We start from the raw sequence: 24,940 nt of genomic DNA, 5'->3' as shown, positions 1-24,940 counted from the left end.
AAACTTCTTATCGTGAGATTGCTCACTAAAAGATTGATCAATGGAATAGGAACGAGAATGACCGTAAATTCAGTCAATAAGACAGAAGTTGCATACAGCAAACTTGAAAAAATGATCATCTTCCGCGAATTAGAACCAGGGAGTATGGTCAGTGAAAAGCAGTTGGCAGAAGAGTTAGAGCTTGGGCGAACGCCAGTTCGAGAAGCGTTACAAAGATTGGCTTATGAATGTATGGTTGAGATCCACCCGCGACGTGGAATTCAAATCCCAGCAATCTCTGTCGAGAGCCAACTAAAGATCCTAGAAGTCCGTCGCGACATTGAAGCCTTATGTGTCAACTACGCTGCCTCGCGAGCAAGTGTTGAAGAGAAGCAGCAGATGTTAATGTTGGCTGAGCAGTTAGAAGCTTGTGCAGAAAACAAAGATGACCTGCTTTACGCGTCTTTACTTAAAGAAATCCATACCTTGCTCGTCAAAGCTGCATGTAATGAATATCTACAGTTAGCGATGGCACCACTACAAGGTTTATCCCGTCGCTTTTGGTTTGCATTTAAAAACCAAGACTCAGATTTGGTTGAAGCATCTTCTCTTCATGCTGCCGTTTTACGCGCTGTCAGCCATACTGATGCCGAGGAAGCGGTCACGGCATCACATCGCCTAAATGACTACCTAACTGATGTGGCTTATCGAACGATTAAGCCGAGGAAGTAAAGAAGGTTTCTTCTTCAGCGTTAGCCGATTGAGCCGAGCAAGCAACTGCTCGGCTTTTTTGTCTACGAAGTGCACGACCTCTTACAAACGCTTACGTGGCGACTGTGTGGTTATGAAATAATTTTCTTCATTACTTTGGTGGCTTGCTTGGATTTGTAGAGAGATAGATTATGAGGAGAAGCAAAGGGTTTACTTTGTTAGAGCTGGTTATTGTTGTCGTTGTATTGGCCCTCGTGTCTGTCACTTCTGCACCTCGAATTTTAGGTTTTTTTAGTGATGGACGCGTGGCAAAATTAAAAGAAATCGAAGCGGTGATGAAAACAGGCTCGGATATTGTGTTCTCTAAGGCCCTGACTCAAGGCCTTGAAAACCAGTGTTATACCTATATCGATGACATTTATACCTGTAATGGGTATCCCACTGCACACCGAGATAATGTTTTGCGGAGCTTTAATATCGATGCTGAGCAAGTTTACGTTACAAACAAAGGCAGTGATGCCGCGGGTAGGGAAGCGTTTATTGGCTTTACGAAAGATAACGTGTGGCACAAGAAATGCTACGTTTATTACAAAGATGCTGTCTCCGGCGGTAGCGTTACGGTCGCCTCATTTACCGAAGATTGCTGATTACATGAAGAGCGTTGATTACATAAAGAGAAAAAGCGGCTTTGAAGCCGCTTTTTGAATTTCGTCGTCTTAAAATCGTATAGATTAAGGCTGTTGCTTAGTTGGTGCTAATGCAATTTCACGGATGCAAACGTTTTGTGGCTGCTGGTAAGCAAATACAACTGCACGTGCGATGTCATCAGCAGCAAGAACGCCGCCCATGTCCTCTTTCCATGCACCGTAACCATCTTTGATTTCTTGCGATGTTGTGTGAGAAAGCAGTTCGGTTTCTACCGCACCTGGGGCAATTGTTGTTACACGAACATTCGATGCTGCGACTTCTTCACGAACGTTTTCAGAAATCGCGTGAACCGCAAATTTAGTACCACAGTAAGCTGCGTGATCAGGGAACGTTTTCTTACCTGCGATTGAGCTGATGTTGATGATAGTACCGCTGTTACGTGATTTCATTGGTGCAAGCACAGACTGCATGCCGTTTAGCAGACCAAGTACGTTCACGTCGAACATGCGTTTCCATTCTGATGCATCTTGTGTGTCAATTTGACCAAGTAGCATCACACCTGCGTTGTTTACTAGTGCATCAGCTGGACCAAATTTCTCTTCCGCTTTCGCAATCGCAGCTTCAAATGAAGACTTGTCTGTTACGTCTACTTTCTCACATAGCGTGTTTGGCAGGTTTAGGGCTTCCAAACGTTCTACACGACGAGCAAGAAGAAGAAGTGGGTGACCTTCATCGCTTAGACGACGGGCAATTGCTTCACCGATACCAGAACTTGCACCTGTAATTACAATCAGTTTTTTCATCTTTTGTTTCCTTCATCTCTTTGTTTGAGAGTTGCTTTTGTATGAGAGCAGCTTTTAGTTAAGAACATCTATCTCGCTGCGATGTAGGTATATTAAGGAAATGGCTTTTGTTGATATATATCACTTTAGGTAAAACACTGTTGTTGTATAGCAACAATCAATGGTCACTCGATGAAAAATTGGCGATAAAAAAGGCGCACTGAGTACGCCTATCTTTTCTGTCTGTGTGATTAAGCTGGTTGCTCTTGAGTGCACACGACACTGTTATCACTGCCAAAACCATTTGGTACGTAGGCATCCGCTTGTGGGTCGTTTTCCCACTCAGCTTCGTTAAATAGGTAACGGAACTGAATATTCTGTTCTTTCGGCAAGCGTGTTTTAAATTTAAACTGTCCACTTTTCTTCACGAGCTTCATTGGTTCTGGTTGCCAGTTGTTAAAGTCGCCTGCAATTTGAATCGACTCCCACTGGTTTTTGTCTAGCTCGAACGTGACTTCGACTTCGTCTTTTGTTTTAAAGAATCTCTTTTTAAGCATTAATCTTTCCTTGTTTGTACAAAAACTGATCTAACTATTACTCAGGTTTCATAAGGATTTCAAGTGTTATCGGCATTGCAGTCGGTATCGAGTGTCAGAATCCTCTGGTTTGTGAACGTGCTACTAAGTGATTGGCTTGTATGAAAAGAAGGATTCTGTATGATGAAGATTCACCATATTTTGAAGAAGTTGTATGCCGAGTTTTAACCGTACATTCCTGACGACAATGCTTTGTCTATTAGCCATGTTGCTAACGGGTGTCGTGTCGAGTGTGCGTGCAGCAACGGCACCAATTGATGTGAGTTCAAACAAAGACCCTGTCGCTGAACTTCATCAAAAAATGGGTGTAGATAATAAGGATTGCATCGAGTCGCACCATAGTGATCACTTGATGGAAAAAGGGCAGCAAGCACATACCAGTTGCAGCTCTTCCTGTATCGTGAAAATTCCAACTAACCTTTTGCAAGATGATGTCATCTTGCTCCCGCATAGCCTCGCACTGATCGATAAATCACCCACACCGAAAGCAGTGACTGTGGTTTATAAACCTTACCGTCCTCCTATTGTTTGATCCTTTTATTCATCACAAACCAGCCCTGCTGGGCTTTTTAAAAACTCACTAATGAATACGGCACACGTGTGCCTGAAGGAATCAAACATGAAAAAGCTATTTGCTCTTTGTAGCACTCTATTACTGGCATTCACTGCTCACGCTGCGCAATTTGAAGCGGGTAAACATTACAAAGTGTTGGACGTAGAGAAGTCGAAGAAACCGACAGTAACCGAATTTTTCTCTTTCTATTGCCCACACTGTTACAAATTTGAATCAGTCATCGATAACCTAAAACCATCGCTACCAAAAGACGCGAGTTTTGAGAAAGTACATGTCGCATTTATGGGCGGCAATATGGCGGTGCCGATGGCGAAGTCATACGCGACAATGGTGTCTTTGGGCGTAGAGAAGACGATGGTACCGGCGATGTTTGCTCAAATTCACCAGAAACGTCAAGCACCTCAAAATGAAGCTGAATTGAAGCAAATCTTTGTGGACAATGGGGTAGATGGTAAGAAATTTGATGCGGCATACAACAGCTTTGCCGTAAACTCGATGCAAAAGGGTTTCGATAAGCAGTTTAAGCAAAGTACGTTGACTGGTGTTCCGGGGGTGGTTGTTAACAACAAGTACATCGTATTACCGAACGAAATCCGAAGCTACGATGAGTACAACAAGTTGGTAAACTACTTACTAACGCTTTAATTATAAAATGAAAAATGGCGACCAATGAGGTCGCCATTTTTTTGTTTTGTTCGCTTTAGCGTAGGACGGCTGTGCAAGCTGCTGTTGGCATATCGGTCATAAAGATCGCGTTTGGGTAAAACAAGCTCGCCATGGTGACGGCAACGTTACAAGGTTGGGCTATAGTGGTTTTCACCACGGTATTTAAAACCATGCCAGTGTTATTCACCGTATTGACCGCAGCTTGATGAGCTTGGTAAGACACGCAACCTGCTGTTGCGTTGATAACTGCAGTACTAAAAAGAAGTTTACGAAAAAACATATTCATATCCTTTGTGAATGCTTTTGAGTACTTATATGCTTGCCTGTTCATAATTGGAACAAAACAGTGTTCAAAATTGCTATAGGTTCACGAAATGAACATTGTTTTATATAACAACAGTAATTTTGTGATCTGGTAGGTGGACAGACCAGATTATGCAATTAAAACCAACCCATGTATGAGCACTACGCCTGTCGTGAGCTTGCCTCGCATCATCTGGTAACCTTTTGGCTCCGCCTCTTTTTCTATTTTTCGAATCAGCTTTTCCGCGTACCAAACGGCAATGTAACCAGCAGCCAATAACAGAGTTGCAATCACATAGTGTTTGTTACCTTGTAGTAGCGCTCCCCAAGCGAGTAGGACAAATAAATTACTGAGCACCAATGCATTGCGACTCAAGCGGTGATAAAAATGATCAATAGCATTGCCCCAAAGTACCCCTGAGAGAAAACTCAAAATCACTGCACTGTAAGCGATAAAAAATTGTTCCCCAGACAAGTTAAACAAAGTCCTTTCCGTAACGATGAGAACCAAGCTGAACAGAAATGGCAACAGCCCCAAATAACCCAATTGCAACATCGTCGTACGTGTGGTTGTCATAGCAGCCTTCCTTACAGTTGCTGTTCAATTATGTTAGTAAGCGTAGTACTTGTTGGAGAGGTTGAGCTTGGGAAGGTCGCGACGACTTTGCCTTCTTTATTGATCAAGAACTTGTAGAAGTTCCATTTCGGTGTAATGCCCGCTTGGGTACTGATCTGGGTAAATACTGGATTTGCATCCTCACCTAGGACAGACGTTTTAGCCATCATAGGGAAGGTGACACCATAGTCGAGGTAACAGATTTTTGCGGTCTTCTCTTCGCTACCACGGTCTTGACGAAAGTCGTTACTAGGAAAGCCGACAACTGAAAAGTTTTGATCTTTGTACGTTTGGTGTAGCTGTTCCAGTTGCTCGAATTGGGGAGTGAAGCCGCATTGGCTCGCGGTGTTCACAACCAATAGTGTTTTGCCTTTAAAGGCATCACACAGGGCTATTTCTTCTGTTGAATTGAGAAGTCGTTGCTTACCTTGCAAGATATCTGGGCAACTCGATGCAAAAGTCAAAGAGCTGGTGGAGAGTAGTGTCGCGATAAGTGCGCTGCGAGTAATTCCTTTCATGATGTTGATTCCTTTTATTTTTACTAAGTATAACTACTAGAAAAGGAACCAAATCGATCAAAAAAGCCGCTGAGTTCAGCGGCTTTTTACTAGAGCAAATACGTGTTGATTACGCTAGCTTCAAATCAAATTGATTACGGTAAGCAACCATATCTTCGATGGTCAGTACTGGCATGTTGTGTAAACGACCAAACGCGACGATCTCTGGTGTTTTTGCCATAGTGCCATCTGGATTTGTCACCTCACATAACACGCCAGCAGGCTGCAAACCAGCCATTTGCATTAGATCGATAGTGCCTTCTGTGTGACCACGGCGAGTCATTACGCCACCAGGACGAGCGCGTAGCGGGAACACGTGACCAGGACGAGCCAAGTCGTCTGGTTTTGCATTTGGATTAGCAGCTGTTTTGATGGTCGTCACGCGGTCAGCGGCAGAAACGCCAGTTGTTACACCATGTTTTGCTTCAATAGAAACCGTGAAAGCCGTTTGGTTTGCGCTGTTGTTGTTTACAACCATTGGTGGCAGTTCCAACTTGTCTGCTTGAGCATCGGTCAGACACAGACAAACAATACCGCTGCATTCGCGGATCATAAGAGCCATTTGCTCATTGGTTAAGTGCTCTACGGAATAAATGATGTCGCCTTCGTTTTCACGATCTTCATCGTCGAGAAGAAGTACGCCACGACCTTCTTTAAGTGCGATAAGTGCGTTTTCAACGCGAGTAATTGGGTCGCCAAATTCGGCAAGTAGTGATGACTGATTCATGGTTAACTCCTAAATATCACCAGAATCAGGGCGGTATGAGGGATCGTCACATTTTATGCATGCGCTGAGCCGCCAACGGTAAGTTGGCACAAACCCACGCAATAAAAATGCGATCCAAAAAGAAGTGCACCAGTGTTCATCAACAAAGAACGTTGAGGAAAACGCTGATGTTTTCTTATTCTCTTTCATCCGGACTATAACCGTCGGCTCTGGCATCTCACCAGATCTGCTGACCTCGACGAATCGAGCGCTCGCGGGCTCACTCACAAGAGTATACCGCCGGTGGGGAATTTCGCCCCGCCCTGAGAACATTGAATCCAACCAATATGGTCAGAAGTAAAAAACTCCGACACTCAAATGAGTGGTCGGAGTAGGGATAGTACTGCGAACGCCTTGGCTTGAAAAGTAGATTGCAACTACTTGATGGAAAAGTGCGCTATCGGCTGAAGTGATCAGTTTTGATAAAGTGATCAATCTGTGCAGGCACGTAGGTGTTGTATATAAGGCTGGTATGAGTTTGTTTGGTCTCAATATGGTCTTGCATGCCCTCTAAGCGTGTCTCATCGACAGTAACCGTACCGTCAGACATGGTGTTGTCTCTGTGCATTAGAATGGGTCTTGCACCAATTGCCATCGTGCCAGCGATGCTGCCAAGCTTTTGTGGGAAAGTCCAACTGTCCTCGTGCTTATTCAGACCATGGTATGGTGAGTTACCAAGAATCGCACCTAAACCTAAATCCTGAATGCGAGTCACGATGGAAGCGCCTTTCAGCGGTGAGCCAATTGCAACAACGTGAGAAACGAGGCTTGTCGATGGTTTTCTGCTTGCGAGGTATCGTTTAATCATCAAGCCACCTAGGCTATGACCCACTAACACATTAGCAGTCAACGGGTTAAGCGCTTTGTCGATGGAGTTAAATAGCGATTCTTCATTAATTGAAACCGTGTTGTAACTCAATACTTGGGTCTCGTAGCCCAGCTTTCTCAGCTTTTGGCTAAGAGGCTGCATGACCAGCCCATGCATATAAAGACCATGTAAGATGATGATTTTCATAATACCTCCTAGATTTATGATGTTGATTTTATCCTACTAAATTCTCCACAGGGCTACTGTCAGCGAATTAGCAAATCTTGCACTTCTTTTTGTAACAAATGGCGATCTAGTGTGGCTGGTTGCAATAACTCACCGATATTGACTTCGATACGAGACCAAAAGCGAGTAGGGCGTTTAGTTAACGCATGTCCATTTTTGTGACTGAAGAAAGATCCCCATAAGCCTTTTAACGCCATTGGAATCACGGGTACAGGTGTACGCTTTAAAATCTTCTCAACACCGGGTCTGAACTCGCCTAGTTCGCCATTTGAGGTCAAGCGACCTTCAGGGAAGATACAAACAACTTCATCGTTACTAAGAGCCTGCTCAATCTGTTCGAAAGCTTTTTTGTAAGTCTCTGCGCATTTGCGTGGAGAGCAAATTGGGATGACGCCAGCATGGCGGAAAACGTATTTAAGAACAGGCAGCTCGCTGATTGATTTGTCCATCACAAATCGCACAGGGCGGGTTGATGTGCCCATTAGAATCAAAGCATCTACATAGCTCACATGGTTTGCCACAATCAGAGCTGCACCTTGCTCTGGGATGTGCTGACGACCAGTTACGGATACTCGGTACAAACAGTGGCTTAGTAAGTAGCTAACAAAGCGCTGAGTAAACTCAGGTACTTGGCGGTAAACGTAGACAGCTACGATGAAGTTACCGACGGCCAAAATGGCAAACAGTTCAACGATAGAGAACTCTAAAACACTTAAGATCAAGATTGAAACAGCAGCAGAAGCGACCATAAATAGTGCATTCATTATGTTATTGGCTGCAATAGATTGAGCACATTCGCCTTCCTCAGAGCGTGATTGGATAAACGCATAAAGGGGAACAATAAACACACCGCCGCTCACACCAACCAAGAACAAATCGATCATCACTCGAATATGCGAAGACTGAGTAACAAAGTTATGTATATCGTAATACTGACTTGGAAAAGATTCGATTGCAGGCACCGCCCATAAAAGGTCTGCACTGAAAATTGTTAAGCCCAAAATACCAAATGGCAGAATGCCCAGTTCTACTTGATTGAAAGACAACTTCTCACATAGCCATGAACCCGTAGCGATACCAATTGAAAATAGAGCCAATAATAGAGAAACCACAGTGCTGTCTGCGAATAAGTGTTCGCGAGCAAAATTTGGAAATTGGGTCAGGTAAGTTGCGCCCATAAACCAGAACCAACTGATGGCTAGAATCGACATCCAAATACCGCGTTGTTTTTGTGCCAGTTTGAGCGTTTTCTTCAAACCAGTAATAGGCTCGAGCTTTACTTTGTCACTTTTCTTACTTGGCAGAGAAGGGATGTTAGCGCTGCTTAACAGGCCAAGCAGAGATAGCGTAATCACAATGCAAGAGGCGATAATCATGCCGTTTGGAACTGCGAGCAATAGACCAGCGCTTAATGTACCAATCAGAATCGAAAGGAAAGTCCCCATCTCAACCCAAGCGTTACCTTTCACTAGTTCATTCGACTTTAGCGCTTGAGGAAGTAGAGCGTATTTCACTGGACCGAAATAAGCCGATTGAGTACCAGTCATGAAGAGGAGGACGAGCATCAGGATAGCACTCTGCGTCATAATGGCAGTCGCAGCGCAACTCATGATCACTAATTCAATAAGTTTTAAGCGGCGGATCAATTTTGCTTTGTCCATGTTGTCTGCAATCGCACCTGCGTGGGCAGAAAACAGAAAAAAGGGAAAGATAAACAAGCCAGCTGCAAGGTTAACAAAAAGGTCAACCGACATTGGCAGCGAGTCAATTTGGCTGTACGTCACCATCAGTAAAAGAACATTTTTGTAGATATTGTCGTTCAGTGCACCAAGGCACTGAGTGACGAAATAAGGGAAGAATCGTTTAGTGAGAAACATGCTGGCTCCGTAAAGGCGAAATAGCGTTGAGATGGGAGCACTTTAAAGGCTTGGCTTTAGGAAGCCAGTGTGAAGAAAAGAGTTACGTTATGAGAAACCAAAAGTAACACTTAATGCTACTTTTGATTGCATAAATTCGTGATTTGATACGAACTGGTGCTTTTATGTATTACGAGTATGAATTTAGTGTCGGAACCAGACACTGAGCATTCTCAATGTGACAAATAGGATGAAGCCAGACAATCCTATAAAGCCCAAAGCAATGAGATAAAAAAACAGACGTACCATGCGAGCTTTCATTCGTTTGAAAAAGCCAAGGCTTGGCGTAAGCTCTGGAACATGCTGAAAGCTTGAGATCATCACCCAAGCGGCAAGAGCCCATAAAGCCGCTACACCACTCGGAATCAGATAAGACTCTTTAACCATATTGGAAAGTTGCAGAAGCGTTGCAACGAACACAGCAAAACCACCAAATGCAATTAACACGAATAAAGGGAGAATAGGTCTTGTCTTGATAGATAGGCTTTTGAGTTTATCGAGCATCAGGTAGTCCCTATTTACGTTCCCAAGGCTTAAACAGCGGAAATGTCCAGCGACGCATGGCAATCACTAGAGAAGTACCGTGTTTCTCGTTCATGTCTAATGAGTCGTCGCTTTGGCAGATTTGGTAAAACTCATCAATGACCTTCTGTAGCTTCTGTTGCATCTTTTTGTTTGTTGGCAAGCTCATCAGCCCCGTCGCCATCACCAGTTTTTCATCTTCGGCGGAGAAATAGCTTTGGAAGAAGGCATCTTGAACTTGTTGTTGGAAGAAACGCTGAATAGGACCGCCGGTGTGCCAACGAAAAGTCGGGGAGATACGCAGACGAATCTTATTGCCTGGTAGCAAGTCAATGATATTGAGGCGGTCGAGTTGTGCGAGCTTTTGTATGAGCTCCAATTCATCAAAGGTGTATTGCTCGATGATTTGCTCGAAGCGATAACCATTAACCACACATACCGCAACAAGCAACAAGCCTTTATCGTCGACCAGCTGCTTTTCTTGCTCTAACGTGAGCGATTCCAGCCCTTTGTTACGTGCCGCTGATAGCTTAAACAATTCTGCCATTTCCAAACCAATTAGTTGACAGATTCGCTCCAACCGATCGAGGCTAATTTGACTGCCTTCTGCCAATAAGCGCTTTACGGAACCTTCGCTTAAGCCCAAGTGTTTTGCTACATCGACATAGTGTATACCGGACAACTTGAGCTGGCGTTTAAGCTCTTTAATTAGGTTGTGACTTTCCGACATATTAACCTTCTACTTCTTGGCGCAACTGTTCTAGGTAAGATTGCATAAATGCTTTACGCTTCACAGCTTCTTCATACGCCGCTTTGGTGTTCATCGTATCTACAATTTTAAACAGTTTGGTTTGGAAGTGATCGATGGTGAATCGTTTATCTTCCAGTTCTCGATGCTCTGCAAACATATCCTGTTCGTTATACAAGGTGGCATCAAATAGCGTGCTGACTTGAATACAGCGTGTAACGCCAATAGCGCCAAGCGCATCTAAGCGGTCTGCGTCTTGGACGACCTGAGCTTCCAAAGTATTCGGCGTAATATTGGCGCTAAAACTGTGCGATTCGATCGCGTGGGCAATGGCGTCATGGTATTGAGCAGGGTAATCGATACTTTCAAGAAACGAAATGGCTTTGGTTGCCGCAATAGCGGAGCTTTGTTTACGGTTTGGGTGATCTTTGGGATAGGTGAAACAATCATGCAAATAGGCTGCGGGTAACACAACTGCTAACTCAGCGCCTTCTTGAAGTGCAAGTTGGCGAGCTGTCTTGACTACGCGGCGGACATGGCTGAGATCGTGAGCCGCATCGGTTTGCATCTCTTGTTGCATAAATTGAAGGAACTGAGACTCAAATCGGTTGAGCTCTGATGTATTGAGTTGAGACATGGATTTCTTCTAAAAAATAAAGGCTTAGACAGAGTATGCCTAAGCCTTTATTAAATTGCCAAATGAGACGTTGTTATTGCGATGTTACGATGAATACGTTGTCGTTTTATTGTGTACGAGTGAAGCGGAACGTCTGCACTTTTTGCTCTGCTCCGTCGATGTATGCATAGCTATCGATGGTCCAAACGTTTGGACCTGCGAAACCTAGTTCCACACGTACATCACCGGTTGGAATTCCTTGATAGATAACGTCGTTAATGTTCATCGGATAAAAGTTGTAGCGATTGCTTTGCGCTTGTTGCTCGCCTGCAAATGCGACCGATACATCTTTTGCTTGGTTAGTTAATGTCAATTGATAGCCAGCTTGTTGGTCGAACGTGAATGCGGCATTAAGGTCAACACCTTGCGAGTTGGTCACCTTAATATTTGCTTCTGTTGTTTTCGCCAGAGAACCGTGCGCTTGTAAGCCGTCTAAGCCTTTAAAATCGCGATTGTGGTTTTGGATGTTTACGTTCCAATCCCCAACAAAGTTATCGATTTCTTGCCATTGCTGAGGTGCGTTGGTGGTTGCTGTATTCTGACCGCCATTGATGCCACCAATCGCTTCGTTACGGCTATCATGGCGAATGTTTTCTCGATTGTTGTGAATATCTGCGCCAGCTCCTGCTACTCCGCCAGCAACACCACCTGCGACAGCGCCTTTCATTGCAAGCTCTGCGTCGCCAGTTAATGCGCCCATAGTAAGACCGAGAAGTGCACCGCCAGCGGCTCCTTGTTTTGTTAATGCATTTGGATCGTCTTCTCCCGGAGTCACGCATCCTGCAAGTAAGGGAAGAGATAGCGCCGCGACCAATGTTGTTTTGTTGAAAATGTTCATGTGTTCACTCCGAGATGTTTGGTTCGGAGCTATTATTGAACGCTGTTTGATTGTGAATCCACTTATCTCGCTGATAACCGTCAGTTATCACATGCAAACATTTTTATTAAAAAGCTCAAATCTTAACTGAATAGCTCGATAAAAAAGAGATAAAGAAAAGGGTCAACATCGCTGTTGACCCTATATGGTTTTATTCTTTTATTTTATAAGTACTAATTTTGACGTTGTTAGTGGTAAATCTACTTTGGGCGATTTTTGGCTTTTTAATATAAAGCTCAACTAACTTGCTAACTTTAGTGCTTGTTCAACACGAGTGCAAATATTTATTACGTAAACTATCTATATTATGAAATATAATTTGAAGTAATATCACAACAGATAACAATCTAAAATGGTGGAAATAGCGCAAGATCGCTTGTGCTGTCTCATGTTTGAGCCAAGCATAAACTGGATCGCCATTTTGTGATCTGGATCAATATTAATCCTCCTTCAGAGGGATAGCATTCACGCGAAATTGAGAATTATAAATTGAGCCCAAGCTATGCAGGATTTATATGAGCTAGAGCGTAAGTTGGTGGAATACGGCGCAGACATGAAAGGCTTAAAGGTTGTTCCTGCAATCATTGATCAAGATGGCAAGGTTGTTTATTTAGGGAATACACCCTCGTTGCTAAGAAATGTCATTAGTTGCCGTAGACAGCTAACGCAACGCGTAAAGAAATAAAAAAGGGTCTGATGCAAGTCAGACCCTTTTTTGTATGTGCAGATTAGAGATTAACGCTTGTACGTTACTTGCTCTTGTTGACCAAGGTGAATGTGCGTTGTTGCCGGTTGAGTTTCAGCAATGACTTTACCGTGGCGAACAGAGTAGCGAACAGGTACTTGGCGGCGCACTGCATCAAAACCATTTTCTGCAGGAAGGATAAGCAAGCTACCTGGCTTACCTGCTTCAATGCCGTGTTTGTCTTGAATGTTCAGTGTGCGTGCTGAATTGGTGCTGATCAGATCAAGTGAGTTGTTGATTTGGTCGTAACCCATTACCTGACATACGTGCAGACCCATGTGCAGAACTTGCAGCATGTTTGCAGTGCCTAGTGGGTACCAAGGATCAAAGACGTCATCGTGACCAAAACATACGTTGATGTTGGCGTTCAACATTTCTTTTACACGAGTCACACCACGGCGTTTCGGGTAATCATCGAAGCGACCTTGAAGGTGGATGTTCACCAATGGGTTTGCAACAAAGTTGATGCCAGACATGCGTAGCAGACGGAACAGGCGAGATGCGTAAGCACCGTTGTAAGAGCCCATCGCCGTTGTATGGCTTGCGGTTACCTTGTGACCCATGTTGAACTTGTGCGCTAGCGCTGCAAGTGTTTCAACAAAGCGTGATTGCTCGTCATCGATCTCATCACAGTGTACGTCGATCAAACGGTCGTATTTCTGTGCCAGTTCGAAAACGTAGTGCAGAGACTCGATGCCGTACTCACGAGTGAATTCAAAGTGAGGAATAGCACCAATAACGTCAGCACCCAACTGAACTGCCTCTTCTAGCAATTCTTTGCCGTTCGGATAAGACAGAATGCCTTCTTGTGGAAACGCAACGATTTGGATGTCTACCCACTCTTTCATTTCTTCGCGTACTTCTACCATTGCTTTTAGAGCAATTAGAGTAGGGTCAGAAACGTCAACGTGAGTACGAACGTGCTGTACACCGTTTGCAATTTGCCACTTAAGTGTTTGTTTCGCGCGTGATTTTACGTCTTCAATCGACAACATTTCTTTGCGCTCAGCCCAACGCTCGATACCTTCGAAAAGTGTACCAGAGATGTTCCAGCTCGGCTCACCAGCGGTTTGCGTGGTGTCTAGGTGAATGTGCGGCTCACAGAATGGCGCGACAGCCATGCCACCCTCCGCATCAAGAGTGTCACCTGTGTAATCTAGTTCTACATTATTGTCTTCAATACGCTTGAATTGACCATCCTCAATCAAAATTTGCTGGAGACCTTCCTGTCCCTTAAGCGTTGCGTTCTTGATCAATAGTGTTGTCATGATGGTTCCTTACGCTGGCTGCTGTGCCAGTGTCTTTTTATTAAGAATAGGATTTAGAATCAGGTAGCTGATTGTGCCGCCTAGTACCGCGTTCACAGGTACTACGCCCGGAAGGAAGTGACCTGCTGCAACGCCAATCGCTACCGCGATAATGCCAGCCCAGTTGACTGTTTGGAACTCTGCTGCTGCGAAATTTTTGTAACGTTTACGGTTCATGAAGAAGTCCGCAATAATGACGCCACCAATTGGTGGAATTGCAAGCGATAGGAAGGTTAACCAGCCTACAAAGTTATTGTACAGCCATAGTGCGCACAATGTACCTATTAAACCGTTTGCCATAGAGATGTATTTACTTGGCAAGCCTGTGATGTTGGAGAATCCGAGACCTGATGCGTAAAGCGCATTGTCATTGGTTGTCCAGATGTTTAAGCCAAGCACGATGATAGCTGGGATAAGAAGACCTTGCGCAATCATCACTTCTGAAATGTCTGATTGACCGGTTACTGCGGCACCTGCGGCACCGAAGATGAACATCAATGAGTTACCGATGAAGAATGCCACCATTGTGACCATCACGGCACCTTTTGGCTTTTTGCCGAAGCGTACGAAGTCTGCAGTTAGTGTCCCTGCACTGACAAATGAGCCAACGACCATTGCTAGCGCTACAGAAAAGTCGATAGGTTGTGCTGGTTGTACTTTTTGTAGCTCAGCTACACCACCAACGCTGTTTACCGCTTCGACTACTGAGTAACCACCAAGCAGAGCAATCGCTGGTACTGCAATCGCTGAAAGTACCATTAGTGCAGAGATACCGAAGTAAACCGTTGCAGTCATGAGTAGACCAGAAATGATAATGAGTGTGTTTGTGTCAATGCCTGTTGCTTTGTTTACTGGAATTGCAAACATAGCCACGCCAACACCAAACCAACCAACTTGTGTGCCGCCAAGAAGAGCGGAAGGGAGCCAAGAGCCTTTAGAGCCAAATGAGAAACGAGCAAGGAGGTGAGTAGAGAGACCAGTAGAAGCGCCGATGTAACCGAGGAAAGAAGTGTAGATGCCGAGGATTAGGTTACCAATAAGAACAGCGAGGAAGAAATCATCAAAAGAAAGTCCGGTACCGAGCGAACCGCCTGTCCACATACTTGCGGAGAAGAAAGTGAGTCCCAACATTACCATGGTTAATGATGCAACACCCTTTCTGGCAGTGTTAGGAACCGGTCCAAGACTGTAGTTATTGTCTGCAGCCATTTTTACCTCCGCAAAGAAAATTAAAACGAATTATAGATCCCAATTTCTGGGCAAACGGCGCGTATTATCGTGATGTAAATCTCATAGTCAATGAGTTTTTTGTCACTTAAGCGTTTGCTTTAAGGTTTTTATTTATTAATGCTTTTTAAAACATGGTGTTATGGTTTTTTGAAAAATCAAAAAAGTTTAGCTACAAGTGGGTTTTGTTTTCTGTAATGTGTAATGAAATCGGTGTTATTGGTGGTTCGTGGTTATGATGTCATATTTATGTGGTTTGTTTATAAAATTGCGATTTGATTGATTTTAGTGATGGTTGGCAAACGTTTTTATGAGCTTGCTGGTAACCGTTGTTTGTTATTTAATCGAAAGGCGATTTGTAAGCTTATTCTTTTGTGAGTTTGACTTGATGATTTGGGTTAAGTGGGTATTTATAACGGATAACGTCGTAACTTTTACTTGTGTAATCGATTGTAAAGTTATTCAATAAGGTTGATTGCTGAGCGCGGGAGGGTAAATCGAAGAAGTTGGAGAAGGAATAGACAAAAAAATAGCCAACCGCAAAGAGTGCGATTGGCTTATATACTTGTGAACAAATTCAAGTTCACTAACAACGTCAGTTGGCTAGGTGACCCTCGGCTTAAGAAGGGTCACTTTAAACAATGCAGTTAGTGTGCCAACTTTAAAACCACCGAAAAAACACGGTTTCTGTGATATGAGTTGCCTAAATTTAACTGTTTGTTGCAAATTGCAAATGCGGATTGCAATTTGTAATTATAATGCTAATGATGAATTAATTAACTAGAGTAATTCTTTTTATAACATTACTAGGCTTGCGGTACCTAAGAAGGCAAAGAAGCCAACGACATCCGTTACCGTGGTCAGAATCACTGAGCCCGCCAATGCTGGATCGAGTTTGAGCTTGTCTAAAACTATTGGGATAAGCACACCAAATAAGGCTGCAGTAACAATATTGACGATGATCGCCAGAGCAATGGTGCCGCCCAATACGGGAGATTGGAACCAAAGCCCTGCTAAACCACCGATGATCAGCGCCCACAGCAATGCATTAAGAGAGCCGATTCCCAATTCGTTTTTGAGTAATGCAAAACGGTTACCTGGAGTGATCTGGTTTAATGCCATAGCACGAACCATCAGGGTCAGTGTTTGGCTACCAGCGATACCACCCATTGAGGCTACTATTGGCATCAGCACAGCAAGGGCGACCACCTGCGCAATCACGTCTTCAAATAGACCAATGGTGACGGAGGCTAGAATTGCAGTGAGTAAATTTATACCCAACCAAACTCCACGCTTTTGCGAACTCTTTAAAACAGGGGCGAATAAGTCATCGCCTTCGTCCATACCGGTACCCGCCATCAAACGTGCTTCGTAGATTTCACGTTGAGTACTCAATGCAAATTGCCAATCCACTTCACCGATCAGGGTTTGATCCGCATCGGTAACCGGAAGTGCCGGAAGCGCACTGTGCTCAAGTGCTTCCACTGCTTCCGGAAGTTCCATTTTACTATCGAGTACGGTGACGGTCTCAATCGCTAAAGTTTTAAGGCGGATGTCAGCTTCACTACGCAAGATTTCATAGTAGTTTACCGCACCACGAAACTGTTTCTTACGGTTGATGAGATACACTTGCTGTGGTGTATCGTAGCTATAGCGCTCCATCAAGCGTCTTGCTTTACCAACGGTGATATTAAAAGGGAGGGTGATTATCTTACGCTCTGCCCAACGACCGAGTTGTTCGTCTTCGTATTCGTTCGCTTGATCATAAAGCTCAAGTTCATCTTTCTCGATAAGCTCTAGTGCTTCATTGATGAACTCTTCTGGCAGAGAGTCTGCCCATTCGATTAAAGATAAGTTATCTAGCTTGGCTAGCGTGAGCTTTAGCTCTATTTCCGATAATGCTTCGATGATAGAAAGGCGCACTTCAGCACGCATTTCCGTTAGTACATCAATATGTAGCTCTAGTGGTAATGCACGCCACAAGCGCACACGATCATCGATAGGAAAGGCTTCGAGGATAAGCGCAACAGCACCGGGCTCGAGACCGCATTCGATAGAATCATTCAAAGCGGTGACTTGATCCGCTTCGTCTGCTTGGACAATTTGTTCGATTAGAGTGGAGAGGTCTTGAAACTTACTCACCGAGCACCCCGACAGTCAGATTATTCTTATAGGCAGCTGATCAAGGTACTCGAAATTAGCAGAAAAACAATAGCCTATTGGTTACTTATCTGTAGGTAAGGTGAGACCAATTGGCGAATGTTCACTTTTGCGCCACTCCGGGCTGCCAGCAAGTACATTCCGCCGATCTTTCTATGTAGGAATAGGGCATCTGCTGGTGGCGTGTGCCAGTAGTCTTGCTCCATGCTTAGAATGGTTCCAGCTTCTCGAAGTTTCTGGGCTAAACCACTAGCTTTGAAGTCATAAGGCTCATCCACTAACATTGGCTCACATGCCATTTTTACCAAATCAAGAATCGCTTGGCGCTGCGTAGGCATGATGGTTGTGCTGAAGAAACCAATCTGTTCCAGTGCATCGTTCAAGCCTTGTTCGTCGTCGTTAACAACCGATGCAAAAGCTTGGCGATAACCAGTGCTGAATCGTTCGCTGTACTCGCGAGTCGCACCGAAATCTAACAAGCCGATTTGACGGGTGTTCTCTATGTATAAATAGTTGGCAAAGTTGGGATCGGTTTGCACCATCTTGAATTCGAACAGCTCTCGGAATAGCAATTCGAGCAGGCTGTGCATAACGAAGTCACGCGTATTTTGGTCATAGTGTTCAATTTGCTCAATCGGGCTGCCATCAATGAATTCCATAGCGAGAACGGATTCTGAACAACTTTCAGTGTGAATCTTTGGCACGACAAAATGAGGGTGATCCTTCAAAGCGTCATGATAACGAATGGCAAATTGCGCTTCTCGTGCGTAATCGGCTTCATCATGCAGTTGCTTTTTGGCTTCTTCCAGCAACCCTTTGTAATCAACAGACTCGGGAATCAACCCAACGACTTTGAGCAAAGTACCCACGTTGTCTACGTCGCTGTCGATGCTCTTTCTTATGCCAGGATATTGCACTTTGACTGCTAGGTTATCACCTCCGTCGCTGTAGGCTTGGTGTACTTGTCCGATTGAGGCACTGGCAATTGGCTTGAAGTTAAAGGACAGGAACTCGGCTTTCCAATTCGTCCCTAATGAACTTTCCATTACTCCATTTAGCTGTTTGGCTGGCATCGGGTCTGCGTTGGAGCGAAGGCGGGAGAGAATATCGGCGAGTTCAGGTTCTAAAACATCATCAGCATCCATTGAGAGCATTTGACCAAGCTTCATTGCAGCGCCACGCAAGTGAGCAAGTTGGTCTGTTAAACGCGCGATGTTTTGTGGCGTCAGCAACAGGTCTTTCGCTTTAGGTTTATTACCTTTGGCGATTTGTTTAGTGCCTTCTGCAATTACGTTGCCTGCGACACGGGTTGCAAGGGAAGCAAACTTGCTGAATCTTGAGATACGATGGGTAGGTAGGCTTCTTTCCTTTGCCGACATGAATCTTCTCCGCTTATGACTAACTATTTGTTATACGGGAAAAGTACGTGCTTGGATACAAATGAAAAGAAAACCGCCAGCAGAACTGGCGGTTTATGAGTTTAGATAGAGTAGAAGAAGTACAATTGAGACTTCATTCGGATGATGATGCCACGAATCACATCCAAGAACGCTAGGAAACCAATCGGCTTCTCACCGCTGACCCATGCTAAGCCAACCGAACCGACAGGGATATCGTAGCCTTCTGGCTCGTCAATCTTAAGGCGGACAAAGTGATGCTTATTCTGTAAGTTCTTGCCAGTTGTAGCGCGAACGGAATCATCCAAACCAAGTAGGTTGCCTTGTGACTCACCAGTCGCTTCAACAATGCCCTCTACGGTTGCAGAGAAGATCTTGCCAGGATAAACCGAAGAAGAGAATTCCGCAGGTTGACCTGGTTTGATGTTACGAATCGCTTGGTGATTGACGCGCATCAGAACATACTTCTCGTTGGTGTACATATTGATACGCGGCATCATCGAAACACGTTGACCTTCACGCAAGATAAAGTTGGTCACAAAGCCATCTGCTGGTGCGTGAACTTTTGTACTGTTCAAATCCCATTGCGCTTTTGCAATTTGCTCCTCAGCTTGGCGCAATTCAGCCTGTTTGGTTTCAACTGCTAATTCTGCTTTATGAATTGCCAGTTTTGCTCGTGAGATATCAACTTGTTTCTTCTTAATTTGAGATTCAAGAGTTAACACGTTGTGGCGTGCCATATCAACGGCACTCGATTGTTTGTCGATGTCGCTTTCCGTGATGGTGTTTTGGACCACACGGTTTTGTTCAACGTAACGATCGAGCATCTTTTTCTGCAATTTGTAGTCAACTTTCGCCGCTTCTAATTGGCTCTTGGAGGTTTCTAGATCTTGTACCAGAGCTTGATGGTTTGCTTCTTCAATCTCGATATCACCTTGTGCTGTTGCCAGTGCTACCCGAGCTGAATCAGCTGACACGTTTGCTTGGTTCAATGCGATCTCATATTGCGTTGGATCGAGTTCGTAAATGAGCTGACCTTTCTCAATCTGTTGATTTGGTTTGATGTAAATATGGTCAACTTTGCCTTTCACGTTGGTCGAATCTGGACGCAATTGGATGTGCGGTGATTGCACAACAGAGCCGCCAGATAAGTCCATAGGCGTGAAGTTAATGAGACCTACCCATACGAACATTAACCAACCTAAACCGCCAAGATAAGCGAACGATTTGGTTGCTTTGTTCCAAGGCATACCGACTAAACGGAGCAGGTAGATGAAGAGTGCCCATACCGCTAAACCTTCTAACATTATGCCTCCTCTTGTGGCTGTGTTTCTGTTTGCGGTTTACTTTTCCATGTATCACGCAGATTGATGATGGCTTTTTCCATATCAACGAATGCAAAGATTACGGCTAACACCCATACCCAGTGCCAGACAAATCCTATCCAGGTGAGGGCGGTGATAAGCCCTATCTGGTGATGGTCTTTGCTGTGTGCCTTATTGATTGGCAACTCATGGATTTTCCAAAAGCCGTAACATGCGCCAGCGACACTCGCGATTAAAACGACGGCAGCGACAACATGTAACGCTGTATCTGCGCCTGTTCCGACAAATGGGACACTCAGTAAACTCATTAAACACTCCTCTATCAAACTGTTGGCGTATTGTGATCTGGAATTGAAATAGGTGAGGGTTTGTGACAAATTCAATCACTATAAGATTAAATTTGATGTGATTGGTTATGAAAACGGTTCGATTTATTCGCGCGATGGGTATTTTAAATATGCATAACCTCGCGTTATCTAAGTATAATTTGAGCTCTGAAGAGCTTGGGATCCCGTCGTCGGTGTTTCATAACCCAATGACATTGGTGCCTTTAAAGGCGGTCGCGGAATGGTATCGACGTGTTGAGCAACTCAGTAATGATCCTGATGTGGTGCTTAATTTGAGTCGTGGCATCGAATTGCAGAAACTCGGTCCTGTCGGTCGATGGTTATTTTCTGGTAACGATTTAGCCAGTACGATTCGACGTGTGAATTACGGAGTGAGTAACCTGCAATCGGGGGCTTTTTTTGCTGGCGAGCAGTCAGGGAAGATCATCAAGTGGACTTACCATAACCCCTTCGTTGAAACCTCAGTGAAAGTACATGACAGCATTCGCTGTGCGATTTTCATGATTAAGATTTTACGTGAATTTCTGGGACAAGATTACAAACCATTGCGCGTGATGATTTCTGGCTCTAGGAAAAACGGTGAGCTCTATAAAGAGTACTTTGGCTGTGAAGTAGAATGGAGCCAACCCAAGACCGAAATATGGATTAACGGCGATGACCGTCTCGCTTCTCGACAGGTAATTCATCGCGAGGACAACCGTTTAGCAATGAGTTTTTCCGATTTGGATGATTTACTCAATATGCCCGATCCAGAAGATGAACTGAAAGTGATATATGAAGTGGTGCACTACAGCAGTCATTACGGATTACCAACGCTAGAGCGTGTCTCTGCGTTGTTAGGATTATCTGACCAGCAGTTTCAACGCCGGCTTCATAAACTAGGTCTCAATTTCTCCACGGTATCGGGTTACGTATTGAGCAATGTTGCTGCGGGTTTGTTGAGTAAGCACGTCAGCATTGAAGATATAGCGGTGCGCCTCGGTTACACCAATGTGGCCAGCTTTAATCGTATGTTCAAAAAACATCGTGGTTTAACGCCTAAGCAATATGCGGCTCGATTGGAAAAATAGCCTTTGTAAGAACAAGTGTTGTTAGTAAACAAAAGCCGCTCGTTTTAGCGGCTTTGGTTTTTAGGGTATGAGACGTTTACTGCTCGGGACGCCAGCTCAGTGCACTTGCAACCGCACCGATAGCAACAACATCTTTTTGTTGCTCGCTAAGTTCTGGCAGCATCTGTACTGCGATTGTGCCGTTTGTTTGCACTGCCGCAATTTCTTGTGTGCCTTGTTTAAAGCTGTAACCCAATGGAATGTCTACCGCCATCATGGCATCAGGGCTAGTGTGTACGGTTTCCACATTGAAATGAGTGTCGCCAACGCGAACGGTGCCTGTTTCTTTCTTTTCTAAGCTGATATCAATCAGTGCCGATTTAGGCTCCATCGCAAACTCACCGACTTTTACACCGTCTTGGGTGATTTGGCATGTGTAAGGATCGTTTCCACCGAAATCGACGCCCATATAGTTAACTGACATGCTGCCGCCCGTGCAACTCAATAGCCAAGTTTTACCATTGTCGATACGCGTGACTTCTGCACCCATCGCCCCGTCTTTAAACGATACGCGATTGAACCAGCTCGACTTTGAGGCGCTGCGTGAGTATTTTCCTTTGTACTTACCAGCAAAGTCGAAATAGCCATCAGCACCAAATCCCCAGAAATCGCCATCTGTTTTGACCAACATTTCAGGTTGTGCTTTCACCGCATCGGATCGATCCATTACGGCAAGACCACCACAACCAACAAGGAGCAAAGGGGCGAGCAAAGTAAGTTTCTTCATGTTTTTCATCATTTATCGCTTGGTTACATCTAGGATTTGATCGGTAAATTGAATGTTGTGTATATCGAATAATTCATCGGTACCAGTGCTAGGGCAGGTCACTGATACGTTCTTCGCAGTTAAAAGGGTACAGTCTGCGAATGCGTGCGAAACGATATAAGTGTTAACGCCACCTTCGCCGTAAATACGGTTGTTTTGCCCGTTGCCTTCAAACGTATTATTTTGATCATTCCCGATGACATCCATCGCTTGGTCGCCAATGATCTTCACGTTTATTAACCATTGGGATTTATAGGTATATGCTTCAACTACACCGTTTTCATTTGGTGACATACGGAAGGTAGGAACCGTACCTGGTCGGGTGTTATCTGTGTAGACTTTGACGCCTTCAGAATCGATGTGTGCAGTGTATTGTAAGTGGCTGTGGAAGAGTTCACTAATCCACTCAACGGCTTGTGGATCTTGCGTGTGCATCGCTGAACGAGTCAGTGCTTGATAGCCATCTAAGCCATGCCCATTTGCTTTCGCTACGCCCATGTAGGCTTCAAAAGCGGCAGCAAAGTATTCATGAGAATAAGATCTTCCCGTTTGTTTTACACGTTCAGGATCAAAGTCGTCAGACTCCCAATCTTGCCAATCACGCTGAGTCGGTTGCCAGACAGTTTGCTTACCTGCTTGAGCATCGTTGTAGATGTTTAGCGCGTGTGCTTGGATTTCATTTTGCAATGACGAAGTCGACGGGTTAGGTGCAATACCTTGCGCTTGGACCAAGTGTAAAATTTCTTCAAAAGCGGCATCTCGATCGGCGTGTTCTCCGAGATAGGCGCAGTAATCCGAAAAGTTGCTCATGTAATGACAGTCACCTTCGACTGTCAGCTCTCGATACATCAAAGATTGACTGTTTATCAGCCAATTTGGCGTGTCTTGGCTGCTCATTAATGTGGACGTGATGGAATCGATGAGAACATCCATATCGTCCTCACTCAATACCGTCATGCTAGCAACAAACTTTTCTAAAGAATCGGTATCAAAACTGTGTGTTAAACCAGAATCTAATACCGCATCACTCAATTTGTTTTGGCGAATCAGTTCCCCAACAAAAACTTTAGTTAATAGCTCATTGCTTTGATCATCGTCTCTCGTCAGCATTAAAGTGGCATCGTGCTCAGCTAGTGTCTTAGCGATCTCAGATTTGTCGGCACCGAATTTAGACCCCGGTTGGTTTGTGAGTAAGTGCTGGATGATTTTGGCTGCACGAAAAATTTTCTCATTATTTGCTCCATCATCGACCGCAATGATATGAAATGATTGGTCATCGTGGGTTGCTGGAACAGAAACTTTCAAGTAGTGGGTAAACCCCGCATCAGAAGCGACTTTTAACTTCGGTGGAAACTGTGAAGAGACGGCTGCTGGGATAGATACGGTGCTTGTGATTGGATTTGGTTGAGGTGTTGACGTATCCGAACTGAATTCATTGCTACCGAACGAAGATAGGCTGACCACACACAGCATTGCTAAAGGTGTTAATTGAGCGAATTTCATCTTTTTGTACTCACAAACTGAAGGTTCGCCGAGGAATGTAGGGGGATAGGAAATTTCTGTCTATATGCGCAAATATAGTCATAACCACTAAAAATGGTTAGTTGTAAGGTTGTTAATTCGATAAAACTAAAATAATAACGGGTTTATATGTGATTCTTGGTTTTATTTCCGAATTAAAGTTTTGATATTCATTTATAAAATAGAGGGTTGTTCTGTTTCCTGGCTCCTACAATGATACGGCCGATTGTAAATGTATGGTTTGTAAGGCTTTGTAAGCTGTTCTGTGTAGGAAAAGTGTCGGCGGTGTGGGTTGCACCCTACAAAACGAACGATATACTTCTCCTGTTTTATAGATGGAGTGAATAGATCATGGTTGGCAATAAAATCTTGCTCGTAGAGGATGACTCTGAGATTGCTCGATTAACCAAAATGTACCTAGAGGCTGAGGGCTACCTAGTGACTGTGGTCGACAATGGTCTAAATGCACTAGATGCAATCAAAGATTTGAAGCCTGATTTGGTGTTGCTGGATCTGATGCTCCCGGGTAAAAATGGCGCAGAGATATGTCAGGAAGCACGCGAGTTTTTTCACGGGATCATTATTGTTCTGACTGCAACAGATGATGAAATGAGTGAAGTAAGCTTGTTTAAGTTTGGTGCTGATGATTACCTAACCAAGCCCATCAAAGGTAATATTCTCTTAGCTCGGATTGAAGCCGCCTTGCGTCGCTATTGCCGTCAGGTCGATACGGTTGAAGAGACAGAATTGAGCCGATACGGTATTGAACTGTGTACGCGTCGCTCTAAAGCGTACTATCTAGAACAAGATATTGACCTGACGGATTCTGAGTTCGAAATCTTGGAACTTTTGATGCTCAATGTCGACAAACCTGTCTCCCGAGAGTCATGCTGCCGCTTAGCGAGAGGTATTGAGTACTGCATTACCGATCGATCAATTGATATGCGCATTTCATCGTTACGTAAAAAATTCGCCAAAGCGCACATCCACACCGCAACGATTAAAACAGTGCGTAATCGCGGTTACATGCTGACGGGCAAATAAT

The 24,940-nt window shown here is 44.3% G+C and carries 27 protein-coding genes and 1 riboswitch; of the genes, 7 read left to right on the top strand and 20 right to left on the bottom strand.

The genetic code is table 11. The annotated features are described in order from the left end of the window. Positions 1-57 precede the first annotated feature (57 nt). Positions 58-711 carry a GntR family transcriptional regulator gene (locus tag AACR11_RS17900; protein ID WP_005453503.1) on the top strand — a complete coding sequence of 218 codons (654 nt, stop codon included), beginning with the start codon at positions 58-60 and terminating at the stop codon, positions 709-711. Positions 712-881: 170 nt separating this feature from the next. Beyond that, positions 882-1,337 carry a prepilin-type N-terminal cleavage/methylation domain-containing protein gene (locus AACR11_RS17895; RefSeq protein ID WP_005453505.1) on the top strand — a complete coding sequence of 152 codons (456 nt, stop codon included), beginning with the start codon at positions 882-884 and terminating at the stop codon, positions 1,335-1,337. An 84-nt stretch (positions 1,338-1,421) separates the two neighbouring features. Here AACR11_RS17895 and AACR11_RS17890 read toward each other — a convergent pair whose 3' ends face one another. Both AACR11_RS17890 and AACR11_RS17885 read right to left on the bottom strand, forming a co-directional pair. Beyond that, positions 1,422-2,141 (bottom strand): SDR family oxidoreductase, encoded by a 720-nt coding sequence (locus AACR11_RS17890; RefSeq protein ID WP_005453507.1) that lies wholly within the window; start codon positions 2,139-2,141, stop codon positions 1,422-1,424. 230 nt (positions 2,142-2,371) lie between these two features. Continuing rightward, a complete protein-coding gene (locus AACR11_RS17885) occupies positions 2,372-2,677 on the bottom strand; it encodes an isoamylase early set domain-containing protein (protein WP_009696260.1) in 306 nt (101 codons plus the stop codon). Between the two features lie 193 nt (positions 2,678-2,870). Between AACR11_RS17885 and AACR11_RS17880 the strand changes: the two genes are divergently transcribed. After that, on the top strand, positions 2,871-3,248 hold the full coding sequence (locus tag AACR11_RS17880; protein WP_017188701.1) for a hypothetical protein: 378 nt from the start codon (positions 2,871-2,873) through the stop codon (positions 3,246-3,248). Between the two features lie 87 nt (positions 3,249-3,335). Continuing rightward, complete coding sequence (locus AACR11_RS17875) at positions 3,336-3,935, top strand: thiol:disulfide interchange protein DsbA/DsbL (protein ID WP_005453513.1); 600 nt, start codon at positions 3,336-3,338, stop codon at positions 3,933-3,935. Positions 3,936-3,990: 55 nt separating this feature from the next. Here the strand turns inward: AACR11_RS17875 and AACR11_RS17870 are convergent, their stop codons facing one another. From AACR11_RS17870 to AACR11_RS17825, 10 genes are all read right to left on the bottom strand, one after another. Continuing rightward, complete coding sequence (locus AACR11_RS17870) at positions 3,991-4,236, bottom strand: hypothetical protein (RefSeq protein WP_029790066.1); 246 nt, start codon at positions 4,234-4,236, stop codon at positions 3,991-3,993. 153 nt (positions 4,237-4,389) lie between these two features. Beyond that, on the bottom strand, positions 4,390-4,836 hold the full coding sequence (locus AACR11_RS17865) for a DUF3429 domain-containing protein (protein WP_029790065.1): 447 nt from the start codon (positions 4,834-4,836) through the stop codon (positions 4,390-4,392). Between the two features lie 11 nt (positions 4,837-4,847). After that, entirely contained in the window at positions 4,848-5,393 is a 546-nt protein-coding gene (locus AACR11_RS17860) for a glutathione peroxidase (protein ID WP_029790064.1), read from the bottom strand. A 109-nt stretch (positions 5,394-5,502) separates the two neighbouring features. Further along, positions 5,503-6,159, bottom strand: coding sequence for a 3,4-dihydroxy-2-butanone-4-phosphate synthase (gene ribB / locus AACR11_RS17855; RefSeq protein WP_005453519.1), 657 nt, complete (start codon positions 6,157-6,159; stop codon positions 5,503-5,505). Positions 6,160-6,332: 173 nt separating this feature from the next. Then, positions 6,333-6,473: riboswitch (FMN riboswitch) on the bottom strand. Positions 6,474-6,595: 122 nt separating this feature from the next. Beyond that, a complete protein-coding gene (locus AACR11_RS17850) occupies positions 6,596-7,213 on the bottom strand; it encodes a cob(I)alamin adenolsyltransferase/cobinamide ATP-dependent adenolsyltransferase (RefSeq protein ID WP_005453520.1) in 618 nt (205 codons plus the stop codon). 59 nt (positions 7,214-7,272) lie between these two features. Beyond that, complete coding sequence (locus AACR11_RS17845; RefSeq protein WP_029790063.1) at positions 7,273-9,129, bottom strand: MFS transporter; 1,857 nt, start codon at positions 9,127-9,129, stop codon at positions 7,273-7,275. 183 nt (positions 9,130-9,312) lie between these two features. Then, positions 9,313-9,672 carry a hypothetical protein gene (locus AACR11_RS17840; protein WP_009701806.1) on the bottom strand — a complete coding sequence of 120 codons (360 nt, stop codon included), beginning with the start codon at positions 9,670-9,672 and terminating at the stop codon, positions 9,313-9,315. A gap of 10 nt (positions 9,673-9,682) precedes the next feature. Continuing rightward, positions 9,683-10,420 carry a helix-turn-helix domain-containing protein gene (locus AACR11_RS17835; protein WP_029790062.1) on the bottom strand — a complete coding sequence of 246 codons (738 nt, stop codon included), beginning with the start codon at positions 10,418-10,420 and terminating at the stop codon, positions 9,683-9,685. Between the two features lies 1 nt (position 10,421). Beyond that, positions 10,422-11,075 carry an HD domain-containing protein gene (locus AACR11_RS17830; RefSeq protein ID WP_017819324.1) on the bottom strand — a complete coding sequence of 218 codons (654 nt, stop codon included), beginning with the start codon at positions 11,073-11,075 and terminating at the stop codon, positions 10,422-10,424. 106 nt (positions 11,076-11,181) lie between these two features. Beyond that, positions 11,182-11,952: a hypothetical protein gene (locus AACR11_RS17825; protein WP_009696250.1), complete on the bottom strand. Its 771-nt coding sequence runs from the start codon at positions 11,950-11,952 to the stop codon at positions 11,182-11,184. A gap of 541 nt (positions 11,953-12,493) precedes the next feature. On the opposite strand from AACR11_RS17825, the gene AACR11_RS17820 reads away from it, so the two are divergent. Continuing rightward, a complete protein-coding gene (locus tag AACR11_RS17820; RefSeq protein WP_005453531.1) occupies positions 12,494-12,676 on the top strand; it encodes a hypothetical protein in 183 nt (60 codons plus the stop codon). A gap of 50 nt (positions 12,677-12,726) precedes the next feature. Here AACR11_RS17820 and AACR11_RS17815 read toward each other — a convergent pair whose 3' ends face one another. The 6 genes from AACR11_RS17815 to AACR11_RS17790 form a co-directional block, all read right to left on the bottom strand. Then, complete coding sequence (locus AACR11_RS17815) at positions 12,727-14,004, bottom strand: cytosine deaminase (RefSeq protein ID WP_009696249.1); 1,278 nt, start codon at positions 14,002-14,004, stop codon at positions 12,727-12,729. Positions 14,005-14,013: 9 nt separating this feature from the next. Continuing rightward, a complete protein-coding gene (gene codB, locus AACR11_RS17810; RefSeq protein ID WP_005453535.1) occupies positions 14,014-15,252 on the bottom strand; it encodes a cytosine permease in 1,239 nt (412 codons plus the stop codon). Positions 15,253-16,065: 813 nt separating this feature from the next. After that, complete coding sequence (locus AACR11_RS17805) at positions 16,066-17,412, bottom strand: magnesium transporter (RefSeq protein WP_029790061.1); 1,347 nt, start codon at positions 17,410-17,412, stop codon at positions 16,066-16,068. 74 nt (positions 17,413-17,486) lie between these two features. Next, positions 17,487-18,809: an ABC1 kinase family protein gene (locus AACR11_RS17800; RefSeq protein ID WP_029790060.1), complete on the bottom strand. Its 1,323-nt coding sequence runs from the start codon at positions 18,807-18,809 to the stop codon at positions 17,487-17,489. Positions 18,810-18,910: 101 nt separating this feature from the next. Further along, a complete protein-coding gene (locus AACR11_RS17795) occupies positions 18,911-20,134 on the bottom strand; it encodes an HlyD family secretion protein (RefSeq protein ID WP_005453541.1) in 1,224 nt (407 codons plus the stop codon). Further along, positions 20,134-20,460, bottom strand: a complete 327-nt coding sequence (locus AACR11_RS17790; protein WP_005433326.1) for an MFS transporter — start codon at positions 20,458-20,460, stop codon at positions 20,134-20,136. Before AACR11_RS17790 ends, AACR11_RS17795 begins: the two co-directional genes overlap by 1 nt. Before the next feature lie 107 nt (positions 20,461-20,567). On the opposite strand from AACR11_RS17790, the gene AACR11_RS17785 reads away from it, so the two are divergent. Further along, positions 20,568-21,569, top strand: a complete 1,002-nt coding sequence (locus tag AACR11_RS17785) for an AraC family transcriptional regulator (protein ID WP_009696245.1) — start codon at positions 20,568-20,570, stop codon at positions 21,567-21,569. A 76-nt stretch (positions 21,570-21,645) separates the two neighbouring features. Here the strand turns inward: AACR11_RS17785 and AACR11_RS17780 are convergent, their stop codons facing one another. Together AACR11_RS17780 and AACR11_RS17775 are read right to left on the bottom strand one after the other, a co-directional pair. Then, complete coding sequence (locus AACR11_RS17780; RefSeq protein WP_029790059.1) at positions 21,646-22,335, bottom strand: hypothetical protein; 690 nt, start codon at positions 22,333-22,335, stop codon at positions 21,646-21,648. A gap of 12 nt (positions 22,336-22,347) precedes the next feature. Next, on the bottom strand, positions 22,348-23,877 hold the full coding sequence (locus AACR11_RS17775; RefSeq protein WP_029790058.1) for a hypothetical protein: 1,530 nt from the start codon (positions 23,875-23,877) through the stop codon (positions 22,348-22,350). A 369-nt stretch (positions 23,878-24,246) separates the two neighbouring features. Between AACR11_RS17775 and AACR11_RS17770 the strand changes: the two genes are divergently transcribed. Next, positions 24,247-24,939, top strand: a complete 693-nt coding sequence (locus tag AACR11_RS17770; RefSeq protein ID WP_005453547.1) for a response regulator transcription factor — start codon at positions 24,247-24,249, stop codon at positions 24,937-24,939. Position 24,940: the final 1 nt, after the last annotated feature.

Source organism: Vibrio sp. L85 (assembly GCF_963871815.1).
GTDB classification, from domain to species: Bacteria; Pseudomonadota; Gammaproteobacteria; order Enterobacterales; family Vibrionaceae; genus Vibrio; species Vibrio harveyi.
The sequence above is the reverse complement of the archived record's forward strand: the minus strand, read 5'-3'. Positions and strand labels throughout refer to the sequence as shown.